The 23,397-nt window shown below is 68.9% G+C and carries 23 protein-coding genes; 14 read left to right on the plus strand and 9 right to left on the minus strand.

The annotated features are described in order from the left end of the window. Positions 1-59: 59 nt before the first annotated feature. Positions 60-1,220, plus strand: a complete 1,161-nt coding sequence (locus ACODR1_RS17190) for an acyltransferase family protein (RefSeq protein WP_488881543.1) — start codon at positions 60-62, stop codon at positions 1,218-1,220. A gap of 148 nt (positions 1,221-1,368) precedes the next feature. Beyond that, positions 1,369-1,788, plus strand: a complete 420-nt coding sequence (locus ACODR1_RS17195) for a DUF2147 domain-containing protein (protein WP_101713653.1) — start codon at positions 1,369-1,371, stop codon at positions 1,786-1,788. A gap of 178 nt (positions 1,789-1,966) precedes the next feature. On the opposite strand, the gene ACODR1_RS17200 is transcribed toward ACODR1_RS17195, so the two are convergent. The 5 genes from ACODR1_RS17200 to ACODR1_RS17220 form a co-directional block, all read right to left on the minus strand. After that, complete coding sequence (locus tag ACODR1_RS17200; RefSeq protein ID WP_488881597.1) at positions 1,967-3,781, minus strand: aminopeptidase P family protein; 1,815 nt, start codon at positions 3,779-3,781, stop codon at positions 1,967-1,969. 41 nt (positions 3,782-3,822) lie between these two features. Beyond that, positions 3,823-4,260 (minus strand): hypothetical protein, encoded by a 438-nt coding sequence (locus tag ACODR1_RS17205; RefSeq protein ID WP_488881544.1) that lies wholly within the window; start codon positions 4,258-4,260, stop codon positions 3,823-3,825. 90 nt (positions 4,261-4,350) lie between these two features. Next, positions 4,351-5,217: a 50S ribosomal protein L11 methyltransferase gene (locus ACODR1_RS17210; RefSeq protein WP_116487496.1), complete on the minus strand. Its 867-nt coding sequence runs from the start codon at positions 5,215-5,217 to the stop codon at positions 4,351-4,353. Continuing rightward, positions 5,214-6,623, minus strand: coding sequence for an O-antigen ligase family protein (locus ACODR1_RS17215; protein ID WP_488881545.1), 1,410 nt, complete (start codon positions 6,621-6,623; stop codon positions 5,214-5,216). The genes ACODR1_RS17210 and ACODR1_RS17215 overlap by 4 nt, the downstream gene beginning before the upstream one ends. Before the next feature lie 215 nt (positions 6,624-6,838). Next, positions 6,839-7,357, minus strand: a complete 519-nt coding sequence (locus tag ACODR1_RS17220) for a hypothetical protein (RefSeq protein ID WP_488881546.1) — start codon at positions 7,355-7,357, stop codon at positions 6,839-6,841. 73 nt (positions 7,358-7,430) lie between these two features. Between ACODR1_RS17220 and ACODR1_RS17225 the strand changes: the two genes are divergently transcribed. Both ACODR1_RS17225 and ACODR1_RS17230 read left to right on the plus strand, forming a co-directional pair. Then, positions 7,431-8,612, plus strand: a complete 1,182-nt coding sequence (locus tag ACODR1_RS17225; protein ID WP_488881547.1) for a low temperature requirement protein A — start codon at positions 7,431-7,433, stop codon at positions 8,610-8,612. Positions 8,613-8,703: 91 nt separating this feature from the next. After that, entirely contained in the window at positions 8,704-9,297 is a 594-nt protein-coding gene (locus ACODR1_RS17230) for an HAD family hydrolase (protein WP_488881548.1), read from the plus strand. A gap of 144 nt (positions 9,298-9,441) precedes the next feature. Here ACODR1_RS17230 and pip read toward each other — a convergent pair whose 3' ends face one another. Then, the gene (gene pip / locus ACODR1_RS17235) at positions 9,442-10,431 is read right to left on the minus strand and encodes a prolyl aminopeptidase (protein WP_488881549.1); all 990 of its coding nucleotides are present in this window, start codon (positions 10,429-10,431) and stop codon (positions 9,442-9,444) included. Positions 10,432-10,563: 132 nt separating this feature from the next. Here pip and ACODR1_RS17240 point away from each other — a divergent pair, with 132 nt between their 5' ends. From ACODR1_RS17240 to ACODR1_RS17250, 3 genes are all read left to right on the plus strand, one after another. Further along, the gene (locus ACODR1_RS17240; RefSeq protein WP_488881550.1) at positions 10,564-11,085 is read left to right on the plus strand and encodes a TlpA family protein disulfide reductase; all 522 of its coding nucleotides are present in this window, start codon (positions 10,564-10,566) and stop codon (positions 11,083-11,085) included. A 30-nt stretch (positions 11,086-11,115) separates the two neighbouring features. Further along, complete coding sequence (locus ACODR1_RS17245; protein WP_101716585.1) at positions 11,116-11,373, plus strand: low temperature requirement protein A; 258 nt, start codon at positions 11,116-11,118, stop codon at positions 11,371-11,373. Positions 11,374-11,440: 67 nt separating this feature from the next. Further along, on the plus strand, positions 11,441-11,788 hold the full coding sequence (locus tag ACODR1_RS17250) for a hypothetical protein (protein WP_488881551.1): 348 nt from the start codon (positions 11,441-11,443) through the stop codon (positions 11,786-11,788). A 44-nt stretch (positions 11,789-11,832) separates the two neighbouring features. On the opposite strand, the gene ACODR1_RS17255 is transcribed toward ACODR1_RS17250, so the two are convergent. Together ACODR1_RS17255 and ACODR1_RS17260 are read right to left on the minus strand one after the other, a co-directional pair. Continuing rightward, positions 11,833-12,945, minus strand: a complete 1,113-nt coding sequence (locus ACODR1_RS17255; protein ID WP_488881552.1) for an alkaline phosphatase D family protein — start codon at positions 12,943-12,945, stop codon at positions 11,833-11,835. Positions 12,946-13,104: 159 nt separating this feature from the next. Then, positions 13,105-15,393, minus strand: coding sequence for a TonB-dependent receptor (locus ACODR1_RS17260; RefSeq protein WP_488881553.1), 2,289 nt, complete (start codon positions 15,391-15,393; stop codon positions 13,105-13,107). 217 nt (positions 15,394-15,610) lie between these two features. Between ACODR1_RS17260 and ettA the strand changes: the two genes are divergently transcribed. Continuing rightward, positions 15,611-17,278 carry an energy-dependent translational throttle protein EttA gene (ettA, locus tag ACODR1_RS17265; RefSeq protein ID WP_116487505.1) on the plus strand — a complete coding sequence of 556 codons (1,668 nt, stop codon included), beginning with the start codon at positions 15,611-15,613 and terminating at the stop codon, positions 17,276-17,278. Positions 17,279-17,348: 70 nt separating this feature from the next. On the opposite strand, the gene ACODR1_RS17270 is transcribed toward ettA, so the two are convergent. Continuing rightward, a complete protein-coding gene (locus ACODR1_RS17270; protein WP_488881554.1) occupies positions 17,349-17,789 on the minus strand; it encodes a hypothetical protein in 441 nt (146 codons plus the stop codon). A gap of 254 nt (positions 17,790-18,043) precedes the next feature. On the opposite strand from ACODR1_RS17270, the gene ACODR1_RS17275 reads away from it, so the two are divergent. From ACODR1_RS17275 to ACODR1_RS17300, 6 genes are all read left to right on the plus strand, one after another. Next, positions 18,044-19,003 carry a 2-hydroxyacid dehydrogenase gene (locus ACODR1_RS17275; RefSeq protein WP_488881555.1) on the plus strand — a complete coding sequence of 320 codons (960 nt, stop codon included), beginning with the start codon at positions 18,044-18,046 and terminating at the stop codon, positions 19,001-19,003. Between the two features lie 23 nt (positions 19,004-19,026). Continuing rightward, on the plus strand, positions 19,027-19,392 hold the full coding sequence (locus ACODR1_RS17280) for a VOC family protein (protein WP_488881556.1): 366 nt from the start codon (positions 19,027-19,029) through the stop codon (positions 19,390-19,392). A gap of 139 nt (positions 19,393-19,531) precedes the next feature. Beyond that, positions 19,532-20,509: an ArsR/SmtB family transcription factor gene (locus ACODR1_RS17285; RefSeq protein WP_488881557.1), complete on the plus strand. Its 978-nt coding sequence runs from the start codon at positions 19,532-19,534 to the stop codon at positions 20,507-20,509. Beyond that, positions 20,506-21,456, plus strand: coding sequence for a methylenetetrahydrofolate reductase [NAD(P)H] (gene metF / locus ACODR1_RS17290; RefSeq protein WP_488881558.1), 951 nt, complete (start codon positions 20,506-20,508; stop codon positions 21,454-21,456). Before ACODR1_RS17285 ends, metF begins: the two co-directional genes overlap by 4 nt. Beyond that, positions 21,453-22,313 carry a CAU/MBL1b family subclass B3 metallo-beta-lactamase gene (gene blaCAU, locus ACODR1_RS17295; RefSeq protein WP_488881559.1) on the plus strand — a complete coding sequence of 287 codons (861 nt, stop codon included), beginning with the start codon at positions 21,453-21,455 and terminating at the stop codon, positions 22,311-22,313. Before metF ends, blaCAU begins: the two co-directional genes overlap by 4 nt. Beyond that, on the plus strand, positions 22,310-23,386 hold the full coding sequence (locus ACODR1_RS17300) for a homocysteine S-methyltransferase family protein (protein ID WP_488881560.1): 1,077 nt from the start codon (positions 22,310-22,312) through the stop codon (positions 23,384-23,386). Before blaCAU ends, ACODR1_RS17300 begins: the two co-directional genes overlap by 4 nt. Positions 23,387-23,397: the final 11 nt, after the last annotated feature.

A 23,397-nucleotide genomic window follows, 5' to 3' on the forward strand; every position in this document is an offset into this window, starting at 1 on the left:
AGGGGGAGGATCTTGACCCTGGCCCGGCTCTTGCTCCTTCCTTCCTGAAGGAGTCCGCCATGTCCGATACTGGTGCAAACACGGCCAAGGTCGCGCGTCCGCTGTCCCGCGGCGGGCCGCTGGACGCGCTGCGGTTCTTCGCGGCCTTCTTCATCGTGGTCTATCACTATGCCGAGCAGGCGCCGGTCTCGCTGTTTGCGATCCACCCGGCGTTCGGGCGCGGCTATCTGGCCACCGACTTCTTCCTGCTGCTGTCGGGCTATGTGCTGGGCCGGGCCTATGGCTCGCGGGTGTCTGAAGGCCGGATCCATGACGGCGCCTTCCTGGTCAAGCGCATCGGCCGGGTGTGGCCCGCGCACCTCGTCATGATCGCCGCCTTCGTGGCCCTGGTGCTGGGCACCACGGCGCTGGGCATGCAGCCGCGCAATCCGCAATGGTACCAGTGGGACCAGCTGCCCCAGCAGGTGTTCCTCATCCAGACCTGGGGGTTCCAGGGGCCGTCGGGCTGGAACATGCCGACCTGGACGCTGTCGGCCCTCTTGGTCTGCTACGCCCTGTTCCCGACCCTGTGGCGGCTGTTCGGTAAGATCGGCTCGCCGTGGATGGCGCTGCTGGTCGGCGCAGCCGTGTTCGTGGCGGTGGACGTCTTCTCGCGCCAGGTGTTCGGCCTGCCGTCGTTCCATCTGCACCTGAAGAACGGCCTCTACCGCGCCATTCCGCTGTTCCTGATGGGCGTGTTGATCGCCCGCCTGGCCCGCGAGGTCGTCATCGGCCCGAAGCTGGCCGACGCCCTGGCCGTGTTCGCGGTGGTCGGGTTCGTGGTGCTGAACATCGTCGGCGAATACGCCTATCCGAGCCTGGCCTTGCTGGGCCTGCTGATCTTCGCCGCCAGCGGCTCGGCCCAGAACGGCTGGGGCTGGGCCAAGACCGGCGGGCGCCTGTCGTTCTCGCTCTACCTGACCAACCAGTTCGTCGGCGCGGTGTGGTTCGCCATGCAGCGCCTGCTGGACCAGAAGGTCGCGCTGCCCGAGGCCGCCCACTGGGCGATCTGGGCCATGGCCTTCCCGGCCGCCCTGGTGTTCGCCTGGCTGTTCGAGCGCCTGGTCGACGCGCCGCTGCAGGACTGGATCAAGCCGCGCCTGGAGAAGGCGACAGCCGGCTGGGGGCGCAAGCGCGAGCGGAACCAGGCGGCGCAAGCGATGGTTACGACCCTGCGCTGAACGGCGCCCTGAAATCGCCTTGCCGATCGCGGCGAGATAAGCGACGAGGGATGAAACGCGCGTTCAAAACGCAATGCGCAAAAGCAGCGAGCCTGCTCATCCGCTTCGGTTCCGAAGCGGGCAGGCTGCCAAGGGAGTCGAACTACCAATGCTCAGGACCGCCATCCTCGCCGCCGTCGCCAGCGCCGCCTTCGTCGCGCCGGCCATGGCCGCCGACATCTCGGGTCTGTGGCAGACCGAGACCAACGGCGGCCAGGTCGAGATCAGCCGCTGCGGCAACAGCCTGTGCGGCAAGCTGCTGACCTCGGACAACATCAAGAAGAACCCCGCCCTCAAGGACGAGAAGAACAAGGACCCGTCGCTGCGCACGCGCCCGCTGAAGGGCCTGCAGCTACTGTGGGGCTTCAGCGGCGGTCCGACCGAATGGACCGGCGGCAAGGTCTACAAGGCCGACGACGGCAAGACCTATTCGGGCACCATCACCATGACCAACGCCGACACCCTGAAGCTGAAGGGCTGCGTGGTCGCGCCGCTGTGCAAGACCCAGACCTGGACGCGGGTGAAGTAGGAACCGCTCTTCCTTCTCCCCTTGCGGGAGAAGGTGTCAGCGAAGCTGACGGATGAGGGGTCTCTCAGACGCAAGACGCCGCGAAAGCTGATCGGCTTTCGCGGCGTTTCTGTTCGTGCGACCCCTCACCCGATCCCCGCTTTCGCGGGGACCACCCTCTCCCGCAAGGGGAGAGGGATCACAATGGCTTACACACCTCTTCCAGCCACGCCCTAACCTCCGGCTCGACGCGCGGGCCGATCTCTTTCAGCACGCGGGCGTGGTAGGCGTCGAACTGGGCGACTTCCTCGGCCGTCAGCAGGGCCTTGTCGACCAGGCGGCGGTCGATGGGGGCCAGGGTCAGGGCCTCGAAGCGGTGCATCGGGCGGTCGCCGCCGCCGACGGCTTCCGCCGGCATGACCACTTCCAGGTTCTCGATGCGGATGCCGTACTCGCCGTCCTTGTAGTAGCCGGGCTCGTTGGAGACGATCATGCCGGGCAGCAGGGGAACCGTGTTGGGCGCCTTGCTGATCCGCTGCGGGCCTTCGTGGACGCCCAGATAGACGCCGACGCCGTGGCCGGTGCCGTGGTCGTAATCCAGCCCGTGGGCCCAAAGCGCCATGCGCGCCAGGGCGTCGATCGCCGAGCCGGTGGTGCCGGCCGGGAAGCGCAGGCGGGCGATGGCCAGGTGGCCCTTCAGGACCAGCGTGTTGCGCGTGACCATCTCGGCCGAAGGCTCGCCGATGGCCACGGTGCGGGTGACGTCGGTGGTGCCATTCAGGTACTGGCCGCCGCTGTCGACCAGCAGCAGCGAGCCCAGGGCCGCGCGCTCGTTGGAGCGCTCGGTCGGGCGGTAGTGGGGCAGGGCGCCGTGGCCGTTGGCCGCGCCGATGGTGTCGAAGCTGAGGTCCTTCAGCACGCCGGTGGCCTCGCGGAAGCTTTCCAGCTTGGCGACAGCTTCCTTCTCGTCCGGCGGGCTCACCTGGCCCTCGGTGGCCAGCCAGTGCAGGAAGCGGGTCAGGGCCGCGCCGTCGCGGCGGTGGGCTTCACGCGTGCCGTCCAGCTCGACGTCGTTCTTGCAGGCGCGGGGCATGGTGCAGGGGTCCATGCCGCGCACGACCTTGGCGCCGGCGGCGACCAGGGTGTCGAAGTACCAGGCCGAGGACTGGGCCGGGTCGACCAGCACCGACTTGCCCGCCAGCTCGGCCAGGGCGCCTTCGAGGGCCTCGGGGGCTTCCAGCGAGACCTCGTTGCCGAGCCAGGCCGGCAGATCCTCGGTGACCTTGGCCGGGTCGAGGAACAGGCGGGCGCTGCCGTCGGCGCGCAGCACGGCCTGGGCCAGTGGCAGGGGCGTGCGGATGACGTCGCCGCCGCGGATGTTGAACAGCCAGGCGATCGAGGACGGGGCGGTGATGACGGCGGCGTCGGCGCCCAAGGTCGAGGCGAGGCCCGAACCGACGCGGGCGCGCTTGGCCGAGCTTTCCTCGCCGGCATACTGCACCGGATGCGGCACGACAGGGGCCTGCGGCTGGTCGGGGCGCTGAGCGCCCCAGGCCTCGTCCAGCGGGTTGGCGGCGACGGGCTTGAGCGTCGCGCCGGCGCGGGCGGCGGCGGCTTTGAGCACGTCGAGCGCGGCCGGGCTGTGCAGGCGGGCGTCGTAGCCGATCACCGCGCCCTTGTGGGCGGTCTCCAGATAGGCCGGCACGCCGCCCTCGACGAGGTCGCGGATCTCGAACACGCCCTGGTCGACCTGCTCGCGGACCTGAAGGGTGTAACGGCCGTCGACGAAGACGGCGGCGCGGTCGCTCATGATGACGCCGGCCCCGGCCGAGCCGGTGAAGCCGCTGGCCCAGGCCAGGCGGTCGTTCGCGGCGGGCAGGTACTCGTTCTGGTGCTCGTCCTCGTGCGGCACGAGGAACCCGTCCAGGCCCTGGCGGGCCATGGCCTCGCGGATCAGCGGAACGTGGCGCGGGCCAAAGCCCGGATCGGTGGATTCATCGAAGGTCTGGCGCATGACGACCGATGTATGCCGCATGCGCCCGAGTTGAAAGGGAGTTATCGCGGCTGATCGGCCTGAGGCGACGGGGCCGTGCCGTCGGTCGCGGCCGGGGCCGTGGCGGCGGCGTCATGGGCGGCGTCGGCGGCGGTCTGGGCCTGGAGCTCGGTCTGGCGACGCACGCTCTCGGCGGCGGAGGCGGCTTCGCGGGCCGAGGCTTCGGCGGCCTGGCGGGCCTGGTCGGCGCCGGTTTGCAGCCCCACTTGAGCGCCCTCGACCAGGCCGGCGGCGCGACCCTGTTCCTGGGCCTGGGCGAGCTGGTCGGAGCTGGCGTCCATCGGTCGCGCGGTCAACATGAAGGCCACGGCGATCACCGCCACGATGGCCACGACGCCGGCGACCAGCCAGCCCAGAGGGCTCGACTCGCGGCGGATCTCGACCACGCGCTCGGGCTGTCGCGGGGCCTCGGGGTGAAGCGAAGGATCGGTGTAGGTCATGGTCGTTTCCTCGAACGATGTTGTCCGGGAAAACGTGGAGCCAAGCGCAGGCGTTCCGCCCCTCGCGTTCGAGGGGCGGCGCCGGAGGTTCTACGGGCGTTGCAGGACCAGGGTCGCCCAGGCGTCGCGGTGGATGCGGCTGACCACCTTGAAGCCGCGCGACAGGTAGGCGGCCTTGACCATCCGCTCCTGGGTGCGCAGCAGGCCCGACAGGATGACCGTGCCGCCGGGAACGAGCGCGCGCTTGATGTCCTGGGCCAGGCTGATCAGCGGGCGGGCCAGGATGTTGGCGAAGACCAGGTCGTAGGGGGCGTTCTGCGCCACCAGCTTGTTGGACAGGCCCGAGGCGTGGACGAAGCGGGCGTTGGCCATGTTGACCTTGGCGTTCTCCTTGGAGATCCGCACGCTGGGCTTGTCGATGTCGGTGCCGACGGCCAGCTTGCTGCCCGTGCGGGCGGCGGCGATGGCCAGCAGGCCCGTGCCGGCGCCGACGTCGAGCACCTTGTTGAACTTCTTGGCCTTGATCAGGCGGTCATAGGCCTGCAGGCAGCCGACGGTCGTGCCGTGGTGACCGGTGCCGAAGGCGGCGCCCGCCTCGATGCGCAGGTTGACCGTGCTGGCCGGCAGGCGGCCGCGGTCGTGCATGCCGTAGACGAAGAAGCGCCCGGCGCGCACCGGCGGCAGGCCCGACAGCGCCATGGCCAGCCAGTCGGCGTCGGCCAGGGCCTCGCGCTCGACCTTCAGCGGATAGCCGCCCAGCAGTTCTAGCAGGGCCGCGTCCTCGTCCTCGGTGGTCGGGAAGGCGTCGATGCGCCAGATGCCCTTGTCCTCGTCCTCTTCCAGGATCGAGTAGGTGGCGCCTTCCAGGCCGGGCATGTTGTCGATGGCGTCGGCGGCGGCTTCGGCGTCGGCGCGCGCGCCGCGGGCGACGATCTGCTGGTGGGTGTAGTCGGTCATGCCGCTCCAATAGTCGCACGCGCGGCCAAAGGCGAGACCGTCCGACGTCCGAAAGCGGGGGCGGGGCTCCAAATTTCCGGCGCGGGGTCGGGCGGCGCCAGTCGCCAGGTCAGCGGCGGCTCTTCGCGCGGGCGCCGTTCGCGGGCCGGCAGTGTGTTTCGAGCAGCGCCGAGGGCGGGTCCCAAGAGGCGCGTGGCGGCCGCGCAGGCCAGGGCCCAGGCGATGCCGTTACGCTCCAGGATGAAGCTTTCCGAGAAGGTGGTGATCAGGAAGATGACCAGGAACAGCGTGGCCCAGTAGCCGTCGCGCACCCTGTCGAAGCGGAACAGGGCGACCAGCAGCGGCAGGCCCAGCACCAGGGCCGAAAGCCCGACGCCGATCCAGCCCAGCTGGGCCAGCACGTCCAGCCAGCCGTTGTGGGCGGTGGGCACGTTCCAGCCGGTCTCCTTGCGGATGAACAGGGCCGGCACGGAGTCGTCGCGCCAGAACACCGCATAGCCGTAGCCGGTCAGCGGGGCCTTGGCCGACTGGCGCATCAGGGCGTCCCAGATCTCGGTGCGGCCGGTGAGGGTAGGGTCCTTGCCGAGCGCCTTGAACAGCAGTTCGGGGGCCAGCCACATGACGATGGCAACGCCGCCGATGACGGTCACGCCCAGCCAGACCATGGTGATCGCGGTCGCCGGTCCGCGCCGCATCATCCCCAGCAGGCCAGAGCCCACGAGGCCGATCAGCAGCACCATCAGCGAGGTCTTGGACTTGCTCATCACGATCATGAAGGCGCACAGCACGATGGCGCCGATGAACAGCTTGCGATGGCGCGAGCCGGCCAGGATGGCGGCCATGGCCCCCAGGGCGCCGTAGACCATCATCGCGCCCATCTGGTTCTTCTCGAACCACAGGCCGCGCCAGTCGCCGGCGTTGATGTCGTGCTGCACGCCCATCTTCGGATAGGCGATCGCGGCCAGCAGGCCGCCGGCCCCGAGCACCAGGAAGGTGGTCGCCAGGATCTCGGCCATGCGGCGGCCGTCGAAGCTGGCGGCGAAATAGAAGCCGAACAGGGTGGTGAAGGCCGCCGCCAGGGCCCGGCGGTTGGTCGTGCCCGGATCGAACGACCACGAGGCCGAGGCGAACACCCAGAATACCAGCAGGCTCAGAAGGCTGGCCGGCAGCCAGAACTTCATGAGGCGAGGGGCGCGCCACAGCACCAGGGCCAGGATCAGCGCATAGACCGGCAGCCACATCAGGCGAAGGATTGGCATGTCCTCGCCGCCGGCCTGTTCCGGATCGAGAAACGGCCCGATCAGGGCGTTGGACAGCATGAACAGCACGAAGCCGCAGGCCCAGGCCTCGAGCGTGCGCAAGAGTCCGCCGTCCTCCTCGTTCCTGTCTGGCGTCGCGGCGTCCATGCGCGTTCCCGTGTGGCGCGAAACGGCACAGTTACCGGTCGCATGCGCGGGAGGCTGCAAGGGGGAGGCCGCAATCCAGGGAACCTCCCCCTGTGGGGAAGGCGATCGCGTCAGCGATGGGGGGGGGAGTTTTGAGGAAATCGGCCGATGCCGCGGAAGCTGATAACGGCCCCCCTCCGGCCCTCCGAGCCACCTCCCCCAGAGGGGGAGGATTGCTAGTATCGCAGCGCCAATTCGGTGGGGACGGGGGGCTGGGCCGGCGGACCCGCGACCACTTCCTCCGGCAGGCGCTTGTCGAGGATGTCGCCCGAGGTCGAGGCGAAGCTCCGGGGCGGCGCGTCGGCGGGTTCGGTGGGGACGGCCGGCTGGTCGTCCAGCGCCACGGTGGTGGCGCCCGAGGCCGATACGATGTCGGCGTCGGTCGGATCGGGCTCGTAGCTGGCGGGCTCGACCAGGCCCATATCGGCCATGTCGGCCGAGGTCAGAACGACCGGCGTCTCGTCGACCGGCGGGCGCAGGAAATCCTGGCCGATGACGTAGTCGGGGACCTTGCCCGAGGGCCAGACCATGGGGGCGGCGTCGGCGTACTGGCTGCCCTGGACTTCGGCGTAGGGCTGGGGCTCGCGCTCCTGCGGGCCGATCTGCATGCCGACGCCGGCGATCGCGCCGAGGGTCAGGGCGACGGGGAGGCCGACGATGGCGGCCCGGGTCTTCAAGAGGTCGAGCGGCTTCATGTGCAGATAGCGTTCGAGCCGGAGATTCGTTCTAGGCTGGGGTCAAATTCCGGGCGGAAGGGCGCGAGCGATCATGAGCAAGACCAGGGGCGGCGGCCTTCTGCGGACGCGCGAGGGCGGTCACGCGCGGGTGACCTATGTGGAGCTGTTCTTCGACCTGGTGTTCGTCTTCGCGATCACCCAGCTGTCGCACGGGCTGATCGGCCACCCCAGCCTACTGGGCGTGATCGAGACCGGCCTTCTGCTGATGGCGGTCTGGTGGGCCTGGATCTATACCGCCTGGGTCACCAACTGGCTGGATCCCGAGCGGCCGCCCGTCCAGATCATGCTGTTCCTGGTGATGGCCGCCGGCATGGTGATGACCATGTCGATCCCCACGGCCTTCGAGGGACGGGGGCTGCTGTTCGCCCTGGCCTATGTGGGCATCCAGGTGGGGCGCAGCCTGTTCACCGCCTGGAGCGTGCGCCACGACAGCGGACTGAAGCTCAACTTCCTGCGCATCACCGCCTGGCTCGTGGTGTCGGGCGTGCTGTGGATCAGCGGCGGCCTGCTGCACGACGGGGCGCGCCTGGCCTGCTGGGCGGCGGCGATCGCCATCGAGTACGCCTCGCCGGCCGCCGGCTTCTGGACCCCGGGCCTGGGACGCAGCAAGACCGCCGACTGGACCGTCGAGGGCGCGCACCTGGCCGAGCGCTGCGCCCTGTTCACGATCATCGCCCTGGGCGAGTCGATCCTGGTCATGGGCGCCACCGCGGCCGGCATGGCCTGGACGCCCGTGGTGGCGGCCTCGTTCGCCTCGGCCTTCGTGGCCAGCATCGCCATGTGGTGGATCTACTTCTCGTTCACCGCCGAGGCGGCCAGCGAGGCGATCAGCCATTCGGACGATCCGGGCCGCGTGGCGCGCATCGCCTACACCTACAGCCACCTCTTGCCGGTGGCGGGGATCATCGTGGCCGCCGTCGGCGACGAGTGGGTGATCCACCATCCCGTCGGCCACGCCGACCCGAAGATCTCGGCCGCCCTGATCGGCGGGCCGCTGCTGTTCCTGCTGGGCGGGGTGCTGTTCAAGCGGGCGGTGTTCCGCATCTGGTCGCCGTCGCGCGGGGCGGGCATGGCGGCGCTGCTGCTGCTGATCCCGGTCTCGCCGCTGGTCTCGCCGCTGGTGCTGTCGCTGCTGACCACCGGCGTGCTGGTGCTGGTCGGGGCCTGGGAGAGCCTGGCGATCCGCAGGCGTGGGCATCAGCTGCGCGGCTGACAGGGCGCCGCAACGGCGCCGCAAGACTCGTCTATAGGGTCGCCAGAAGCGCCGCCTTCCTCCCCTCGCGCGGCCGCAACCGGGACTTCCAGTGATCAAAGAGCGTTTCCCCGACACCAAGGCCCTGATCTTCGACTGCGACGGCACCCTGGTCGACAGCCTGGGCCTCTACGCCCTGGCCTGGCCGGCGGGCTTGCGGTCCACGGGCCATGCTATGGAAGCGTCCTGGTACCTGGAGCGCGGCGGCTTCTCGGGCGACATGCTGATGGACGCCTTCGAGCAGGAGGTCGGCCAGGCGCTGGACCGGGCGCAGGTGATGAAGGCGGTGTGGGCGACCTACAGCGAGGGGATCGACAGCCTGGCCGAGATCACGGCCGTCACCGTCATCGCCCGTGCGTTCCAAGGCCGCCTGCCCATGGCGGTGGCCTCCAGCGGTCCGTCGGACTTCGTGCGGCTGAGCCTGAAGTCGCGGGGGCTGGACGTCCTGTTCGACACCATCGTCACGGTCGAGGACGTGGCGGCGGCCAAGCCCGCGCCGGACCTCTTCCTGGAAGCCGCCCGCCGGCTTGGCGTGGCGCCGGGCGACTGCTTGGTGTTCGAGGACAGCATCCAGGGCTTGCAGGCGGCCGCGGCGGCCGGCTGCAAGGCGATCGACGTGCGCGAGCTGATGGAAGAGGCGGCTTAGGGGGGCGGGCAACACCCCGCGTTGGGGCGAAAACCTCGTCCTTCGACAAGCTCAGGATGAGGTTTTTCTAGATCCGAGGCTTTCAATGGTCCTCTTCCTGAGCCTGTCGAAGGACGAGGACCGCGCGGGCGGTTGAGGGCGCGTCTACCGCCCGTACGCCGCCTCGGTGGCGCGGATCAGGCCGTCGATGACGCCGGGTTCGGTCGAGGCGTGGCCGGCGTCCCAGACGATCTCGAAATGGGCCGAGGGCCAGGCGCGGTGCAGGGCCCAGGCGCTGGCCAGCGGCGTGACCACGTCGAAGCGTCCCTGGACGATCCAGGCCGGGATATGCCGGATCGTCTCGATGTTGTTGAGGATCCAGCCGTCCTCGGGAAAGAAGCCGCGATTGACGAAGAAGTGGCTCTCGATCCGCGCGAAGGCGATGGCGAAGTCTTCCTCGTTGAACTTGGGCGGTCGGGCCTCGGGGCCGCGCAGCGAGATGGTGTCGCCCTCCCACTGGCTCCAGGCGTTGGCGGCCTCGGCCTGGACCCGGCGGTCGGGATGGACCAGACGCTTGTGATAGGCGGCCATCAGGTCGCCGCGCTCCTCGGGCGGGATCGGGGCCAGGAACCGCTCCCAGGCGTCGGGGAACAGCATCGAGGCGCCGTCCTGGTAGAACCAGGCCAGCTCCTTGTCGGTCAGCAGGAAGACGCCGCGCAGCACCAGGCCCTCGACGCGGTCGGGGTGCTTGATGGCGTAGGCCAGGGCCAGGGTTGACCCCCAGGAGCCGCCGAACACGGTCCACTTCTCGATCCCCAAGTGATCGCGCAGCCGCTCGATGTCGGCGATCAGGCTCCAGGTGGTGTTGTCGTCGAGGCTGGCGTTGGGCCGCGAGCGGCCGCAGCCGCGCTGGTCGAACAGGGTCATGCGCCAGCGCGACGGGTCGAAGAACCTTCGCATGGTCGGGTTGATCGCCCCGCCGGGGCCGCCGTGCAGGATCACCGCCGGCTTGCCGCGCGGCGCGCCGCATTCCTCGTAATAGATCTCGTGGGCGCTTCCGGTGGGCAGCCAGCCGAAGGAGAACGGCTCGACCTCGCGATAGAGGCCGCGGCGGCCGATGGAGGACATGGCTGCGAGTGAAGCGTGACGGTCCATGGCGCGAGCCTAGGCGCTTTGCTTGTCCGTGTGAACGGCGCTTCGTTCGTCGGCGGAAGGCCGCTGGCAAGCTTGACCGGCGGCAACCTGGGCGATAACGCGCTTGAGGGCTGAAATTCGGGGGCGAGCGGCATGCGGCGGCGGGAACTGATGGCGGGCGGACTGGTCGCGGGGCTGGCGGCGCCGAGCCTTGTGCTGGCCAAGCCCAAGCACGCGGTCGCCGGCGACGTCGCTCCGGAGTTCTCGATCGCCACGGTCAACAACGGCGTGCATCGCCTGGCCGACATGCGCGGCGACGTCGTGGTCATCAACTACTGGGCGTCGTGGTGCGCGCCTTGCCGGGCCGAGATGCTGGCCCTGGACCAGTTCATGCGCGAGAAGGCCGGCAAGGGTCTGCGCATCTACGCCGTCAACATCGAGAGCTCGCCGCCGGAAAAGGCCATGCGCGACCTTTCGGGCGCGCTGTCGTTCCCGGTCGGGCGGCGGCTGGCGGGCAAGGGCTACGGCAAGATCGACAACGCCGTGCCGACCAATTTCGTCATCGACCGCAAGGGCGTGGTGCGCCACGCCAAGGCCGGCGCCTTCTCGTACGACAGCTTCGCGCGCCTCCTGAACCCGCTGCTGGCCGAGGCCCGTCCCGTCGAGGTCGCCTAGACGCCACGATTCCCGCTATGGTGCGCCGGTATGAGCACCACGCCCGAAGACCTGACCGACGACGACCTCCTGAACCTGCTGACCGACGATCAGCTGGCCGAGCTCGACAACTCCATCGCCGAGATGTTCGGCGCCGAGGGGCTGGACCGTGCCGAGGCGCTGCTGGTGCTGGCGAGGGTCTATTCCATGCGCGCGGCCGAGCGCGACGAGGCCTCGGCCCTGGCCCTGCTGCAACTGGCCGCCGCCATGCGCCGCCGCGCCGAGCGGCTGATGCAGCGGCCGCAGTAGGCTCGGTCGTCTTTTGCTTACCGCTCTGGCATAGGTTGCGCGACTTTCCAATCAGGAGCGTTTCGCGGTGCTGAAGGCTTTTCTCTCCCTCTCCGCCGGCTGTGTGATGGCCTGCCTTGCCGCGTCCCAGGCTGGGGCGACGGAGGCCGCCGCCGGCCTCATCACCGACGTTCAAGTGGAGCGCAGCGGCGTGGTGGTGTTCTCGCACACCGGAGAGCGGACCGGCGCGGCTCCGGCGTGTCACCAGCCGGGCTATGGCTGGACGATCAACACCACCACCTCGGCTGGTCAGGCGCAACTGGCGACGCTGCTCACCATCAAGTCTCAGGGCAAGCTGGTCAGAATCGCGGGCCTGGGTGCGTGCAGCGACCGATCGGACACGGAGTCGGTGAACGTCCTGATCATCGTGGACTAGACATCCTCCGCGTCGAATGACGATCCTCGGACCCGGGGAGGGGGTCATCCTATCCGCAGGCTCGCCGTGTCGATCGCCTGGCTGATCCTCACCTGGCCTTTTTCGTCGCGGATCTCGACCGTGACCTTGGGGGCGGGTGGCGACCAGTCGATGGTGATCAGGCCGAAGTTGCGCTCGCGCAGCACCGCCGAAGCGCGCAGGGCGTTGGGCGGGGTGACCGGCCACACTTCGGTCAGGCCCGACGAAGTGACGTCCCACATCGGGTAGGGGACGTTGAGGTCGAGCCTGGAGACCTCGGCGTAGTGGGTGTCGCCGCTGACGAAGAACAGCCGCTCGGCGCGTTGGCGGCGGATGGCCTCGAACAGCCGCTGGTGGTCGCGGGCGTAGTTGATCCAGCTTTCCCAGCCAGCGAAGTCGGCCAGCACCTGCAGGCTCGAGCCGAAGATCCGCAGGTCGGCCGGCTGGGCCAGCTGGGCCTCAAGCCAGGTCCATTGCGGCTCGCCGATCATGGTGGCGTCGTAGTCGGCGATGCGGTCGTAGGGGCCGGGCGTCTCCTTGCCCTGCAGGCCGCGGGCGACGGCCCAGGCCTTGTAGCCGCCCTTGAAGGTCTTTTCGGCCAGCGGCGTGCGGTTCCAGCGCAGGTCGGGCAGGATGATCTGCACCCTCTGGCCCGCCGGACCGAAGACGTAGGCCGCGTAGACGCCGTCGCGCGTGCGGCGCGGAGAGTTTTCCGGCTCGCCCCAGAAGTCGCAGAACTGGCGGCGGCTCTCGGCCTTCATCGGATAGTCGCCGCCGGCGTCGTTTTCGCCGAAGTCGTGGTCGTCCCAGATGGCCACGACGGGGATCTCGTCGCGCAGCCGTTTGAAGTGCGGCTTGGCGGCCAGCATGGCGTACTTGGCGGCCATCACCTTGGGATCACGGGTATCGGCGTAGATGTTGTCGCCCAGGAACATGAAGAGGTCGGGCTTGGCCGCGAAGATCGCCTCCCAGATCGGCTGGTCCTTGTCCTGCTTGGCGCAGGAGCCGAAGGCGATGCGGGTCAGCGGCTTGTCGAGCGCCGGGTGGGGCGCGTCCACCGCAGCCTGGGCGGCGGCGGGCGCGAGCGCCAGGGCGGCGGCCGACAGGCCGAGCGCCGAGCGGCGGGAGAGATCGGTCACGGAGCAGCCTCCACGAAAAAGCCCTTCCCCCTCGATGGGGGAAGGGTTGGGATGGGGGTGTCTTGCGGCAGGAGAGGGCAAAGCAGCGCTTGTTGTCCAGCGCCGCGTCACCCCCAACCCCGGCCCTTCCCCCATCGAGGGGGAAGGGAGGCGGCTTGATCAGAACGCCTTCTTGATGGTCACGAAGCCCTGGCGCGGCGGGGCCGGCAGCAGGGTCATGGTCGTGCCGGCGGTGTCGCGGTTGACGAAGCCGCCCGAGCCGACCGTCGAGATGTAGTCCTCGTCGGTCAGGTTGGTGACGTTGGCCTGGATCTCCAGGCCCTTGCTCCAGCCCTCGCCGTCGAAGCGGTAGCCGAAGGTCAGGTCGGCCACGGTGTAGCCGTCGACTTCGCCGCCGACGTTCTCGTAGGTGTAGTAGCGCTCGCCGGTGTAGCTGACGCCGAGGCGGGCGAAGAAGCCGCCCTGCTCGAACTTCACCTCGCCCTTGAACAGGTTCTTGGGCGTGTTGACGACCGTCTTGCCGGCGGTGCGGGCGGCGATGGTGCCGTCGCCGTTCATGACGTCGTCTTCGTATTCGGAATTGTTGTAGGTGTAGGAGCCGTAGACCGACCAGGCGTCGGTGAGGCGGAATTCGCCGGCCAGTTCGACGCCTTGGGTCTTCACCGAGCCGACGTTCGACAGCACGGCGGGCAGGCCCAGGATCGGCGAGGCGGTCGAAGCGCTGAGCAGGCGGTTCTCGAAGGTCACGTCATAGAGCGCCGCGACGCCCTGGAAGCGGCCGTTGCGATAGCGGACGCCGCCTTCCCAGGTCTTGGAGCTTTCCGGCTCCAGGGTCTTGGCGACGTAGTCGACGACCGTCTGGCTCTGCGAGGCGAACGGACCGGCGGTGGCGGCCGAGACGTATGCCGCCACGTTCTCGGTGTAGCCGCCGAAGACTTCCAGGCCGCCGTCGAAGGCGTAGACCGCGCCGACCTGCGGCAGGAAGGTTTCCTCGCTCTTGATCGTGCCGGCCAGCGGGTTGCCGACCACGGTCTCGACGCTGTTCTCGACCTTCATGGCCTTGAAGCCGAAATTGACCTTGAAGGCGTCGGTGATCGCCCAGCTGTCCTCGATGTAGCCGGTCAGGGTCTGCGTCTTGAACCGGTACTGCCACTGGGTGGCGAAGGGGTTCTGCTGGAAGTCGAGCGGATCGCGCGACGGGCGCGAGATCGTCTCGGCGTAGAAGCGGCGGGCCTGGTTGAAGTGGTTGGTTTCGGTCCAGAAGCCGCCGCTCAGCTTGTGGGCGCCCAGGTCGACCGAGAGGCTGGCGGTCAGGCCGCCGCGGTCGATGTCGTACTCGGTGGTGCGGATCGACAGCGGGGCGGCGTCAGAGCCGGCCGCGCCGAAGCCGGGGCTGGCGAGGTAGGGCGTGTACCACAGGCCCTGGCCCTTGTTCTTGTGCTGGTAGGCGGTGGCCTTGAAGTCGACGCGGTCGCCGAAGGGCAGGGCCAGGGTCGCGCCGTAGAGGTCGTCGTCACGCACGCCGGCGCCGGCGTAGTAGGCGTCGTCGACCGTGGCGAACGGGGCGGGCAGGGCCGTGCCGGTCTGGTAGGCGCGGGCCGCCGCGATCGCCAGGTTCCAGTTGGGGATCAGGTTGTCCCAGTCGCGGCCGAGACGCTTGATCATCTCGAACGACATGTCCTGGTAGTCCTGCTCGCGGCGTTCCGAGCGGGTGTAGAAGCCGGTCAGCGAGCCTTCGCCCAGCGGCAGGACGGCCTTGGCGTCGTACTGGCGCTGCTTCTGCTCGCTGCCGCCCTTCCACTTGTCGGTCTTCTGGTCGGCGACCGAGACGAAGGCGCGCAGGCCGCCCAGCTGTTCCAGGGCGCCCGTCTCGAAGCGGGCGAACACGCGGTGCATGTTCTGCGAGCCGCCGGTCAGGTTGACCTGGCCGCCCATCACTTCCGACGGATCGCGCGAGTAGAACTGCAGCGTGCCGCCGAGGTTCGAGGTCGAGGCGGTGCCCAGCGAGCCCGCGCCCTGGGCCAGCTCGACCTTGCCGATGTTCTCGCTGGCGATGGCGCGGCTGATGTGCAGGCCGTTGTGGTTGCCGTAGCTCATGTCGCCCAGCGGCACGCCGTCGCGGGTGAAGCCCAGCTGGTTCTGGTTGAAGCCGCGGATCGACAGGCTGGTCGACCATTCGTAGGCGCCGAACGGGTCGGCCGACTGGAACGAGACGCCCGGCAGCTTGTCGATGGCCTTCAGCGGGCTGGTTCCGGCGGCCTGGGTGGCGATGCTTTCCTCGTTGAGGACCTGGACCTGGCGGCTCTGGCCCTGGCCGATGACGACGACAGCCTCGACTTCGGCGGCGGCGTCGGGCGCGGGTTCCGGCGCGGGGTTTTCGGCGGCCAGTACGGGCGCGGCGAACAGGAGGGCGCCGAGGGCGGCGCTGAGCAGGAGGGCGGACTTCATTTGATTATCCCCTAGTGCGCCGAGGGCGGGGAGGCCGCCGGGCGCGTCTGGGGCTGTTCGCCTAACGTGGATCGGCGACGTGGCTGCGACGGTTATTTGTCGCCTCGCCGACAGTCCGGCGACGAACCTGTGAAGGGGCCGAGATTGCGCAAACCCGCCCCAGCCGCTATTTGAGCGGCCGATCCCCGAACCCGACCCGAGAGACGAAAAGCCCCTCATGGCGCAGCAATACATTTTCCAGATGCAGGGCCTGACCAAGGCCTATCCCGGCGGCAAGAAGGTCTTCGAGAACATCTGGCTGTCGTTCTATTCCGACGCCAAGATCGGCGTCGTCGGCGTCAACGGCTCGGGTAAGTCCACCCTGCTGAAGGTGATGGCCGGCCTGGACAAGGAATTCTCGGGCGAGGCCAAGGCCGCCGACGGCGTCAAGCGCGGCTATCTCCCGCAGGAGCCGCAGCTGGATCCGACCCTGGACGTCTGGGGCAACGTGATCGCCGACTGCGAAGACAAGAAGGTCTTCGACAAATATAACGAATTGGCGGCCCAGCTCGGTGAGGAATACACCGACGAGCTGATGGAGGAGATGACCAAGCTCCAGGAGATCATCGACGCCAAGGATCTGTGGGACATCGATTCCAAGATCGAGATGGCGATCGACGCCCTGCGCTGCCCGCCCAACGACGCCAACATCGAAAGCCTGTCGGGCGGTGAAAAGCGCCGTATCGCGCTGGCCCGCCTGCTGCTCAGCAAGCCCGACATGCTGCTGCTCGACGAACCGACCAACCACCTGGACGCCGAGTCGGTGGCGTGGCTGCAGCACCACCTGGAAGAGTTCCCGGGCTGCGTGATCCTGGTCACCCACGATCGCTACTTCCTGGATCAGGTCACCAAGTGGACCCTTGAACTGGATCGCGGCAAGGGCATCCCCTACGAGGGCAACTACTCGGGCTGGCTCGAGCAGAAGCAGAAGCGCGTCGTCCAGGAGCAGTCGGAATCGGAAGCCCGCCAGCGCGCGCTCACCCGCGAACTGGAATGGGTGCGCAGCTCGCCCAAGGCCCGTCAGTCCAAGTCGAAGGCCCGTCTGGCGTCGTACGAGGAAATGGTCGCCGCGCAGGAAAACGCCCGCGCCGCCCAGACCCAGGCCCACATCCAGATCCCGCCCGGCCCGCGCCTGGGCAACGTGGTTCTGGAAGTCACGGGTCTCGAGAAGGAGTACGGCGACAAGGTGCTGTTCAAGGACCTGTCGTTCCGCCTGCCGCCGAACGGCATCGTCGGCGTCATCGGCCCCAACGGCGCCGGCAAGTCGACGCTGTTCAAGCTGATCACCGGCCGCGAGACCCCCGACCAGGGCACCGTCAAGGTCGGCGAGACCGTGAAGCTGGCCTATGTCGACCAGTCGCGCGACGCCCTGGACCCGAACAAGACGGTCTGGGAAGAAGTCAGCGGCGGCACCGACGTGATGGTCGTCGGCAAGCGCGAGATCAACAGCCGCGCCTATGTCGGCAGCTTCAACTTCAAGGGCGGCGACCAGCAGAAGAAGGTCGGCCTGCTGTCGGGCGGTGAGCGCAACCGCGTCCACCTGGCCAAGACCCTGGCCACCGGCGGCAACCTGATCCTGCTCGACGAACCGACCAACGACCTGGACATCGAAACCCTGCAGGCCCTGGAAGAGGCGCTCGAAGAGTTCGCCGGCTGCGCCGTGGTCATCAGCCACGATCGCTGGTTCCTGGACCGCCTGGCGACGCACATCCTGGCCTTCGAGGGCGACAGCCACGTCGAATGGTTCGAAGGCAACTTCGAGATGTACGAGGAAGACAAGAAGCGCCGCCTGGGCGCCGACAGCCTGATCCCCAAGCGGATCAAGTTCCAGAAGTTCGCCCGCTAAACGGGGTTCTTCGGTCGAAGACGAAGAGAAAGGGGCGGCCCCATCGGGGCCGCCCCTTTTGCTTGTGCGCCTACTTGGGTTCCTTCGGCTGCATCACGGGATCCGAGCCGGGCAGGTTCGAGCCCGGGTTCGGGGCCATCATGTCGTCGGGCGGAGTGTTGGTCGGGGGCGTGACCGGCATCGAGGGCGGGGCGTCGGTGGTGGGCGGGTTCACCGCGGTGCTGGCCGCCGCGTCGCCCGACATCGAGCCGTTGGTAGTGGCGGGGGGCATGGTTGCCGAGGTATCGGCCGACGTGCCGACCATGGCTTCGCCGGCCCACCAGTCCTTGGTCGCGCGCTGCTTGGCCGAGGCCTTGGAATAGGCTTCGAGCTGGCCGTAGGGGATCGGCTGCTTGGGGCTGGCTACGGCGGCCGAGGCCTTGATCTTCGGATTGGCGACGGCCGCGCCGCAGACGGCCGAGGAGGCGACCAGGGCGAGCGTCGCGCCCGCCAGGAGGGTTTTCGTGAACATGGGAGTTCTCCCTAAAGCGCCGTTCTCGGCGCCAGTCGATAAAACCCCTTCGCGGTCAAGGCGTTCACAGCTTGGCCGCGCACGGAACCGTCGGCGCCCATGACGGGTTGAAAACGGCGCTTCAGATGTTCGTGCGTCGCGTGTTGAGTGCTGGCGCGCGGGCGTCAGAGGAGTAGCCTGTCCCCAGCAAGAACGATCGTCCCGCGGATCGGCGGCGGAGGCAGTCCGCCGCGCGCCGGGACCGGAGAAGCCGTATGTCGCAGACCCCCGTCGTGAAGCCCCACGTCGTCCTGTCCCACGAGATGCTCCTGCCGATGCAGCCGCTTCTCGAGGGCGCCTACGAGGTGCATCGCCTGTGGGACTATCCCGATCGCCTGGCCTTCCTGGAAGGGCCGGGCAAGCAGGTGCAGGCCATCGTCCACGCCGGCGAGATGGTGCTGCCGCGCGATCTGCTGGCGGAAATGCCGCGCCTGGGTTTGATCGCCTGCGTCAGCGCCGGCTATGACGGCGTCGACGTGCCCTGGTGCCGGGCGCACGGCCTGGCGGTGACCCACTCGGTGGGGCTGAACGCCGGCGACGTGGCCGACCACGCCCTGGGCCTGCTGCTGAGCGCCTGGCGCGGCATCGCCGAGGGCGATCGCCGGGTGCGCGCCGGACGCTGGAGCTCCATGGACCGCATGGGCGCGCGCCACGGCCTGCGCGGCCGCAAGGCCGGGATCATTGGCCTTGGCCACATCGGCGAAGCCGTCGCTCGCCGTCTCGAAGCCTTCGACGTCAAGGTCGCCTGGTGGGGGCCGCGCCCCAAGGAGGCCAACTGGCCGCGCGCTGAAAGCCTGCTGGCCATGGCCCGCGACAGCGACATCCTGGTGGTCTGCGCCCGGCCTGACGCCAGCAATCGCCACCTGGTCAACGCCGGGGTGATCGACGCCCTGGGGCCGCACGGCCTGCTGGTCAATGTCTCGCGCGGGTCGCTGGTCGACGAGGAGGCGCTGGTCGCGGCGCTGAAGGACGGTCGCCTGGGCATGGCCGCCCTGGACGTGTTTGAGCAGGAGCCCACCCCGCCGGCGCGCTGGGTCGACGTGCCCCACACCGTGCTGACCCCGCACATGGCGGGCGCGACGCTCGACAGCATTCCGGCCATGGTCAACCTGACCCTGGAGAACCTGCGGCGCTATTTCCACGGCGAGCCGCTGGCCAGCCCCGTGGCGGCTTGAGATCGGTTCGAGGGGAGGGGCGAATGGCCAAGGTGCTGGGTCTGGGCGGCGTGTTCTTCAAGGCGGAGGACCCCAAGGGGCTGGCCGCCTGGTACGCGCGGGTGCTGGGTATGAAGGTCGAGGACTGGGGCGGGGCGATGTTCCCGCACCCGAAGGTGGGCATGACCAACTGGTCGCCGTTCCCGGCCGACACCCGCTATTTCCAACCATCGACCGCGCCGTTCATGATCAACCTGATCGTCGACGACCTGGACGGCGTGCTGGCCAGGGCCGCGGCCGAGGGCGTCGAGCCGACGGGGCGGCAGGACGAGGAGTACGGCCGCTTCGCCTGGCTGGTGGATCCCGCCGGTTTCAAGGTCGAGCTGTGGCAGCCGGCCGCCGAAGGCTGAGGATTGGAAGATTTGTCCCCGATCCCGTCGCCAGGGTCACGTCGAGGGGCTTTTTTATCTCTGGGCGGCGGGTTATGGAGCGCCCCGCCGTCACAGAATTCGCTTGCCAAATCGGACATAAAGATATCTTTATATCCCTATGGCGCTAGCGAGCGAACAGGTTGTCGACGTACTGCGCGCGGCGGGTGAAAGCACCCGTCTGCGCATCCTCGCGCTGCTGGCCGCCGAGGAGCTTTCGGTGCTTGAGCTGTGCCGGATCCTCGACCAGAGCCAGCCGCGTGTTTCCCGCCATCTGAAGCTTCTGGCCGAGGCAGGGCTGGTCGAGCGCTTTCCTGACGGTGCCTGGGTGTTCTATCGCCTGGCCGGCACGTCCGGCGGCGGGGCGGTGGTCGCCGCGGCCCTGGCGCTGATCCAGGTCGACGACGCGGTGGTGCAGGGCGATGCGAGCCAACTGGCCGCCGTGCGCGCCGAGCGTTCGGCCGGCGCCCAGGCCTATTTCGCGCGCAACGCCGCGCGCTGGAACGAGATCCGCTCGCTCTATGTCGACGAGAAGGAGGTCGAGACGGCCATCCTGCGCGCGACGGGCGAGGGGCCCTTCGACGAGATGGTCGACCTGGGCGCGGGCGCGGGCCGCATGCTGACGCTGCTCGGCGGGCGGGCGTTGAACGCCCTGGGGCTGGACCTGTCGCAGCAGATGCTGAACATCGCCCGTGACGAGGTGGCCAAGGCGGGGCTGACGGCCTGCGAGCTGCGCCACGGCGACATCTTCGACACCGGCCTGCCGGGCGGCTGCGCCGACCTGGTGACGGTGCACCAGGTGCTGCACTACCTGGGCGACCCCGCCGCGGCCGTGGTCGAGGCCGCGCGCCTGGTGGCCCCCGGCGGGCTGCTGCTGATCGCCGACTTCGCCCCGCACGACCACGAGTTCCTGCGCGAGGCCCACCAGCATCGCCGTCTGGGCTTCGCCGACGACGAGATCCTGCCGTGGATCGAGGCCGCGGGCCTGGCGCCCGAAACCAACATCGCCCTGCCGCCGACCACGGCCGAGGGGCTGACCGTCAAGATCTGGACCGCCCGGCGCCCCGGCGCGGCCCTCGCCGAAAGGACTGCCGCATGACCCTGCCGCCCACCCGTCGCGTGATCGGGCCGGTGGCCCGCGCCGGCGAGCGCCCGGTCGGCGCCGCCCGGCCGCGCGTGTCGTTCGAGTTCTTCCCGCCCAAGACCGAAAAGATGGAAGCCAGCCTGTGGGAGGCGATCACCCGCCTGGCCCCGCTGGACCCGGCCTTCGTCTCGGTGACCTACGGCGCCGGCGGCTCGACCCGCGAGCGCACGCACCGCACCGTCAAGCGCATCCTCGACGAGACCAGCCTGAAGCCGGCCGCCCACCTGACCTGCGTCGGCGCCAGCCGCGCCGAGGTCGACGAGGTGATCCACGACTACTGGAACATCGGCGTGCGCCACATCGTGTCGCTGCGCGGCGATCCGCCTCCGGGCGAGGGCGGAATCGGCGGGGTCTATGTGCCGCGCGAGGACGGCTACAAGAACGCCACCGAGCTGACGGCGGCCCTGCGGGGTGTCGCGCCGTTCGAGGTGCTGGTCGGGGTCTATCCCGAAAAGCATCCCGAGAGCCCGTCGCTGGACCACGACATCGACGTGCTGAAGGCCAAGGTCGACGCCGGCGCGACCCTGGGCATCAGCCAGTTCTTCTTCGACATCGACGCCTTCCTGCGCTTCGTCGACAAGGCCCGCGCCGCCGGCATCACCATCCCGATCGTGCCGGGCATCATGCCGGTGACCAACTTCAACGGCCTGAAGAAGATGTCGGCGGCGTGCCAGACCTCGGTGCCGTCGTGGCTGGCCAACCTGTTCGAGGGCCTGGACGAAGACCCCGAGACCCGCCGCCTGATCGCCTGCTCGGTGGCCGCCGAGATGTGCGCCAAGCTGCAGGAGCAGGGCTTCAACGACTTCCACTTCTACACGCTGAACCGCGCCGATCTCGTCTACGCCATCTGCCGGGTGCTGGGCGTGCGCGAGACCGCGCCGGCCCACGAGGCCGCCGCATGAAGGCCCTGGTCTTCGCCCTGGCGCTGGGCCTGGCCTCGACCAGCGTCGTCGCCCGCGCCGACGACAACGCCAACTGGACGCGGCCGATCAAGCCGTACCGGGTGGCGGGCAACATCTACTATGTCGGCTCCGAAGGGCTGTCGGCCTGGCTGATCACGACCTCGGAAGGCCACGTGCTGCTGGACGGCGGTCCGTCGGCCGAGGGCGGCAAGCTGATCGAGCGCAGCATCCAGTCGCTGGGCTTCAAGCTTTCGGACGTGAAGGTGCTGATCAACACCCACGCCCACTACGACCACGCAGGGGGCCTGGCCCAGCTGAAGACCGACACCGGCGCCAAGGTCTGGGCCTCGCGCGCCGACAAGCCGGCCCTGGAGAAGGGCCAGCACTTCGGCGACAACGCCAATGGCGCAACGCCCTTTCCCGCCGTGAAGGTCGACAAGGCCTTCGGTGACGAGCAGAAGCTGAAGATGGGCGGCACGACCTTGATCGCCCACCTGACGCCCGGCCACACCATCGGCTGCACCAGCTGGACCACCCAGGTGGTCGAGAGGGGGCGGCCGCTGAACGTGACCTTCCCATGCTCGCTGTCGGTGGCCGGCAACGTGCTGGTCGGCAACAAGACCCACAAGTCGATCGTGGCCGACTACCGCGCCAGCTTCGCGGCGCTGCGGGCCATCCCGACCGACGTGATGCTGCCCAGCCACGAAGAGCAGGGCGACCTCTTGGCCAAGCGCCAGAAGCAGCTGCGCGGCGACGCCGACGCCTTCATCGATCCGACGGAGCTGACCCGTTTCGTCGACGGCTACGAGACCCGGTTCAACCAGGAACTGGCGCGTCAGCAGGGAGCCGCCAAATGACCGACCTTTCGATCCGCGCCAACCGTGTCGCCGCCCTCAAGGCCGCCGCCAAGCAGCGCATCCTCATTCTCGACGGCTCCTGGGGCGTGATGTTCCAGAAGAAGAAGCTCTCCGAGGCCGACTACCGCGCCGAGCGCTTTGCGAACTTCGACGGCCAGATGAAGGGCAACAACGACATCCTGTGCCTGACCCGGCCTGATCTCGTGGCCGAGCTTCACGACGCCTATTTCGCCGCCGGCGCCGACATCTCCGAGACCAACACCTTCTCGGGCACCACCATCGCCCAGGCCGACTACCGCCTGGGCGAACAGGACGTCTGGGACATCAACCTGGAAGGCGCGAAGATCGGCCGCCAGGTCGCCGACCGCTGGAACGCGGAGAACCCCGACCGCCCGAAGTTCATCGCCGGCTCGATCGGCCCGTTGAACGTGATGCTGTCGATGTCGTCGGACGTGAACGACCCGGGCGCGCGCAAGGTCACCTTCGACCAGGTCTACCAGGCCTACCGCCAGCAGGTGGACGCCCTGTACCAGGGCGGGGTCGACCTGTTCCTGATCGAGACCATCACCGACACCCTCAACTGCAAGGCCGCCATCAAGGCGATCCTCGACTGGCGCGACGAAGGCCACGAGGAACTGCCGATCTGGATCAGCGGCACCATCACCGACCGTTCGGGCCGCACCCTGTCGGGCCAGACGGCCGAGGCGTTCTGGAACTCGATCAAGCACGCCAAGCCGTTCGCCGTCGGGTTCAACTGCGCCCTGGGCGCTGATCTGATGCGCCCGCACATCGCCGAGATGGCCCGCATCGCCGACACCCTGGTCGCGGCCTATCCCAACGCCGGCCTGCCCAACGCCATGGGCGAGTACGACGAGGAGCCGCACGAGACCGGCCACGCCCTGCACGAATGGGCCAAGGACGGTCTGGTCAACATCCTGGGCGGCTGCTGCGGCACCACCCCCGACCACATCCGCCACGTGGCGGACGAGGTGCGCGGCGTCGCGCCTCGCGCTATTCCTGAGCGCCCGAAGGCCATGCGCCTTGCCGGCCTGGAACCCTTCGAACTGGCCTGATCGAGTACGAG

The sequence above is a fragment of the Caulobacter sp. FG7 genome (genome assembly GCF_057808875.1).

Excerpts from the sequence above, each read along its gene's own strand:
- metF (WP_488881558.1), top strand. The coding sequence starts at position 20,506 with ATGACCCTGCCGCCCACCCGTCGCGTGATCGGGCCGGTGGCCCGCGCC.
- ACODR1_RS17280 (WP_488881556.1), top strand. The coding sequence starts at position 19,027 with ATGGCCAAGGTGCTGGGTCTGGGCGGCGTGTTCTTCAAGGCGGAGGAC.
- ACODR1_RS17225 (WP_488881547.1), top strand. The coding sequence starts at position 7,431 with ATGAGCAAGACCAGGGGCGGCGGCCTTCTGCGGACGCGCGAGGGCGGT.
- ettA (WP_116487505.1), top strand. The coding sequence starts at position 15,611 with ATGGCGCAGCAATACATTTTCCAGATGCAGGGCCTGACCAAGGCCTAT.
- ACODR1_RS17285 (WP_488881557.1), top strand. The coding sequence starts at position 19,532 with ATGGCGCTAGCGAGCGAACAGGTTGTCGACGTACTGCGCGCGGCGGGT.
- ACODR1_RS17240 (WP_488881550.1), top strand. The coding sequence starts at position 10,564 with ATGCGGCGGCGGGAACTGATGGCGGGCGGACTGGTCGCGGGGCTGGCG.
- ACODR1_RS17270 (WP_488881554.1), bottom strand. The coding sequence starts at position 17,789 with ATGTTCACGAAAACCCTCCTGGCGGGCGCGACGCTCGCCCTGGTCGCC.
- blaCAU (WP_488881559.1), top strand. The coding sequence starts at position 21,453 with ATGAAGGCCCTGGTCTTCGCCCTGGCGCTGGGCCTGGCCTCGACCAGC.
- ACODR1_RS17190 (WP_488881543.1), top strand. The coding sequence starts at position 60 with ATGTCCGATACTGGTGCAAACACGGCCAAGGTCGCGCGTCCGCTGTCC.
- ACODR1_RS17195 (WP_101713653.1), top strand. The coding sequence starts at position 1,369 with ATGCTCAGGACCGCCATCCTCGCCGCCGTCGCCAGCGCCGCCTTCGTC.
- ACODR1_RS17215 (WP_488881545.1), bottom strand. The coding sequence starts at position 6,623 with ATGGACGCCGCGACGCCAGACAGGAACGAGGAGGACGGCGGACTCTTG.
- ACODR1_RS17220 (WP_488881546.1), bottom strand. The coding sequence starts at position 7,357 with ATGAAGCCGCTCGACCTCTTGAAGACCCGGGCCGCCATCGTCGGCCTC.
- ACODR1_RS17300 (WP_488881560.1), top strand. The coding sequence starts at position 22,310 with ATGACCGACCTTTCGATCCGCGCCAACCGTGTCGCCGCCCTCAAGGCC.
- ACODR1_RS17275 (WP_488881555.1), top strand. The coding sequence starts at position 18,044 with ATGTCGCAGACCCCCGTCGTGAAGCCCCACGTCGTCCTGTCCCACGAG.
- ACODR1_RS17260 (WP_488881553.1), bottom strand. The coding sequence starts at position 15,393 with ATGAAGTCCGCCCTCCTGCTCAGCGCCGCCCTCGGCGCCCTCCTGTTC.
- ACODR1_RS17245 (WP_101716585.1), top strand. The coding sequence starts at position 11,116 with ATGAGCACCACGCCCGAAGACCTGACCGACGACGACCTCCTGAACCTG.
- ACODR1_RS17200 (WP_488881597.1), bottom strand. The coding sequence starts at position 3,781 with ATGCGCCAGACCTTCGATGAATCCACCGATCCGGGCTTTGGCCCGCGC.
- ACODR1_RS17210 (WP_116487496.1), bottom strand. The coding sequence starts at position 5,217 with ATGACCGACTACACCCACCAGCAGATCGTCGCCCGCGGCGCGCGCGCC.
- pip (WP_488881549.1), bottom strand. The coding sequence starts at position 10,431 with ATGGACCGTCACGCTTCACTCGCAGCCATGTCCTCCATCGGCCGCCGC.
- ACODR1_RS17205 (WP_488881544.1), bottom strand. The coding sequence starts at position 4,260 with ATGACCTACACCGATCCTTCGCTTCACCCCGAGGCCCCGCGACAGCCC.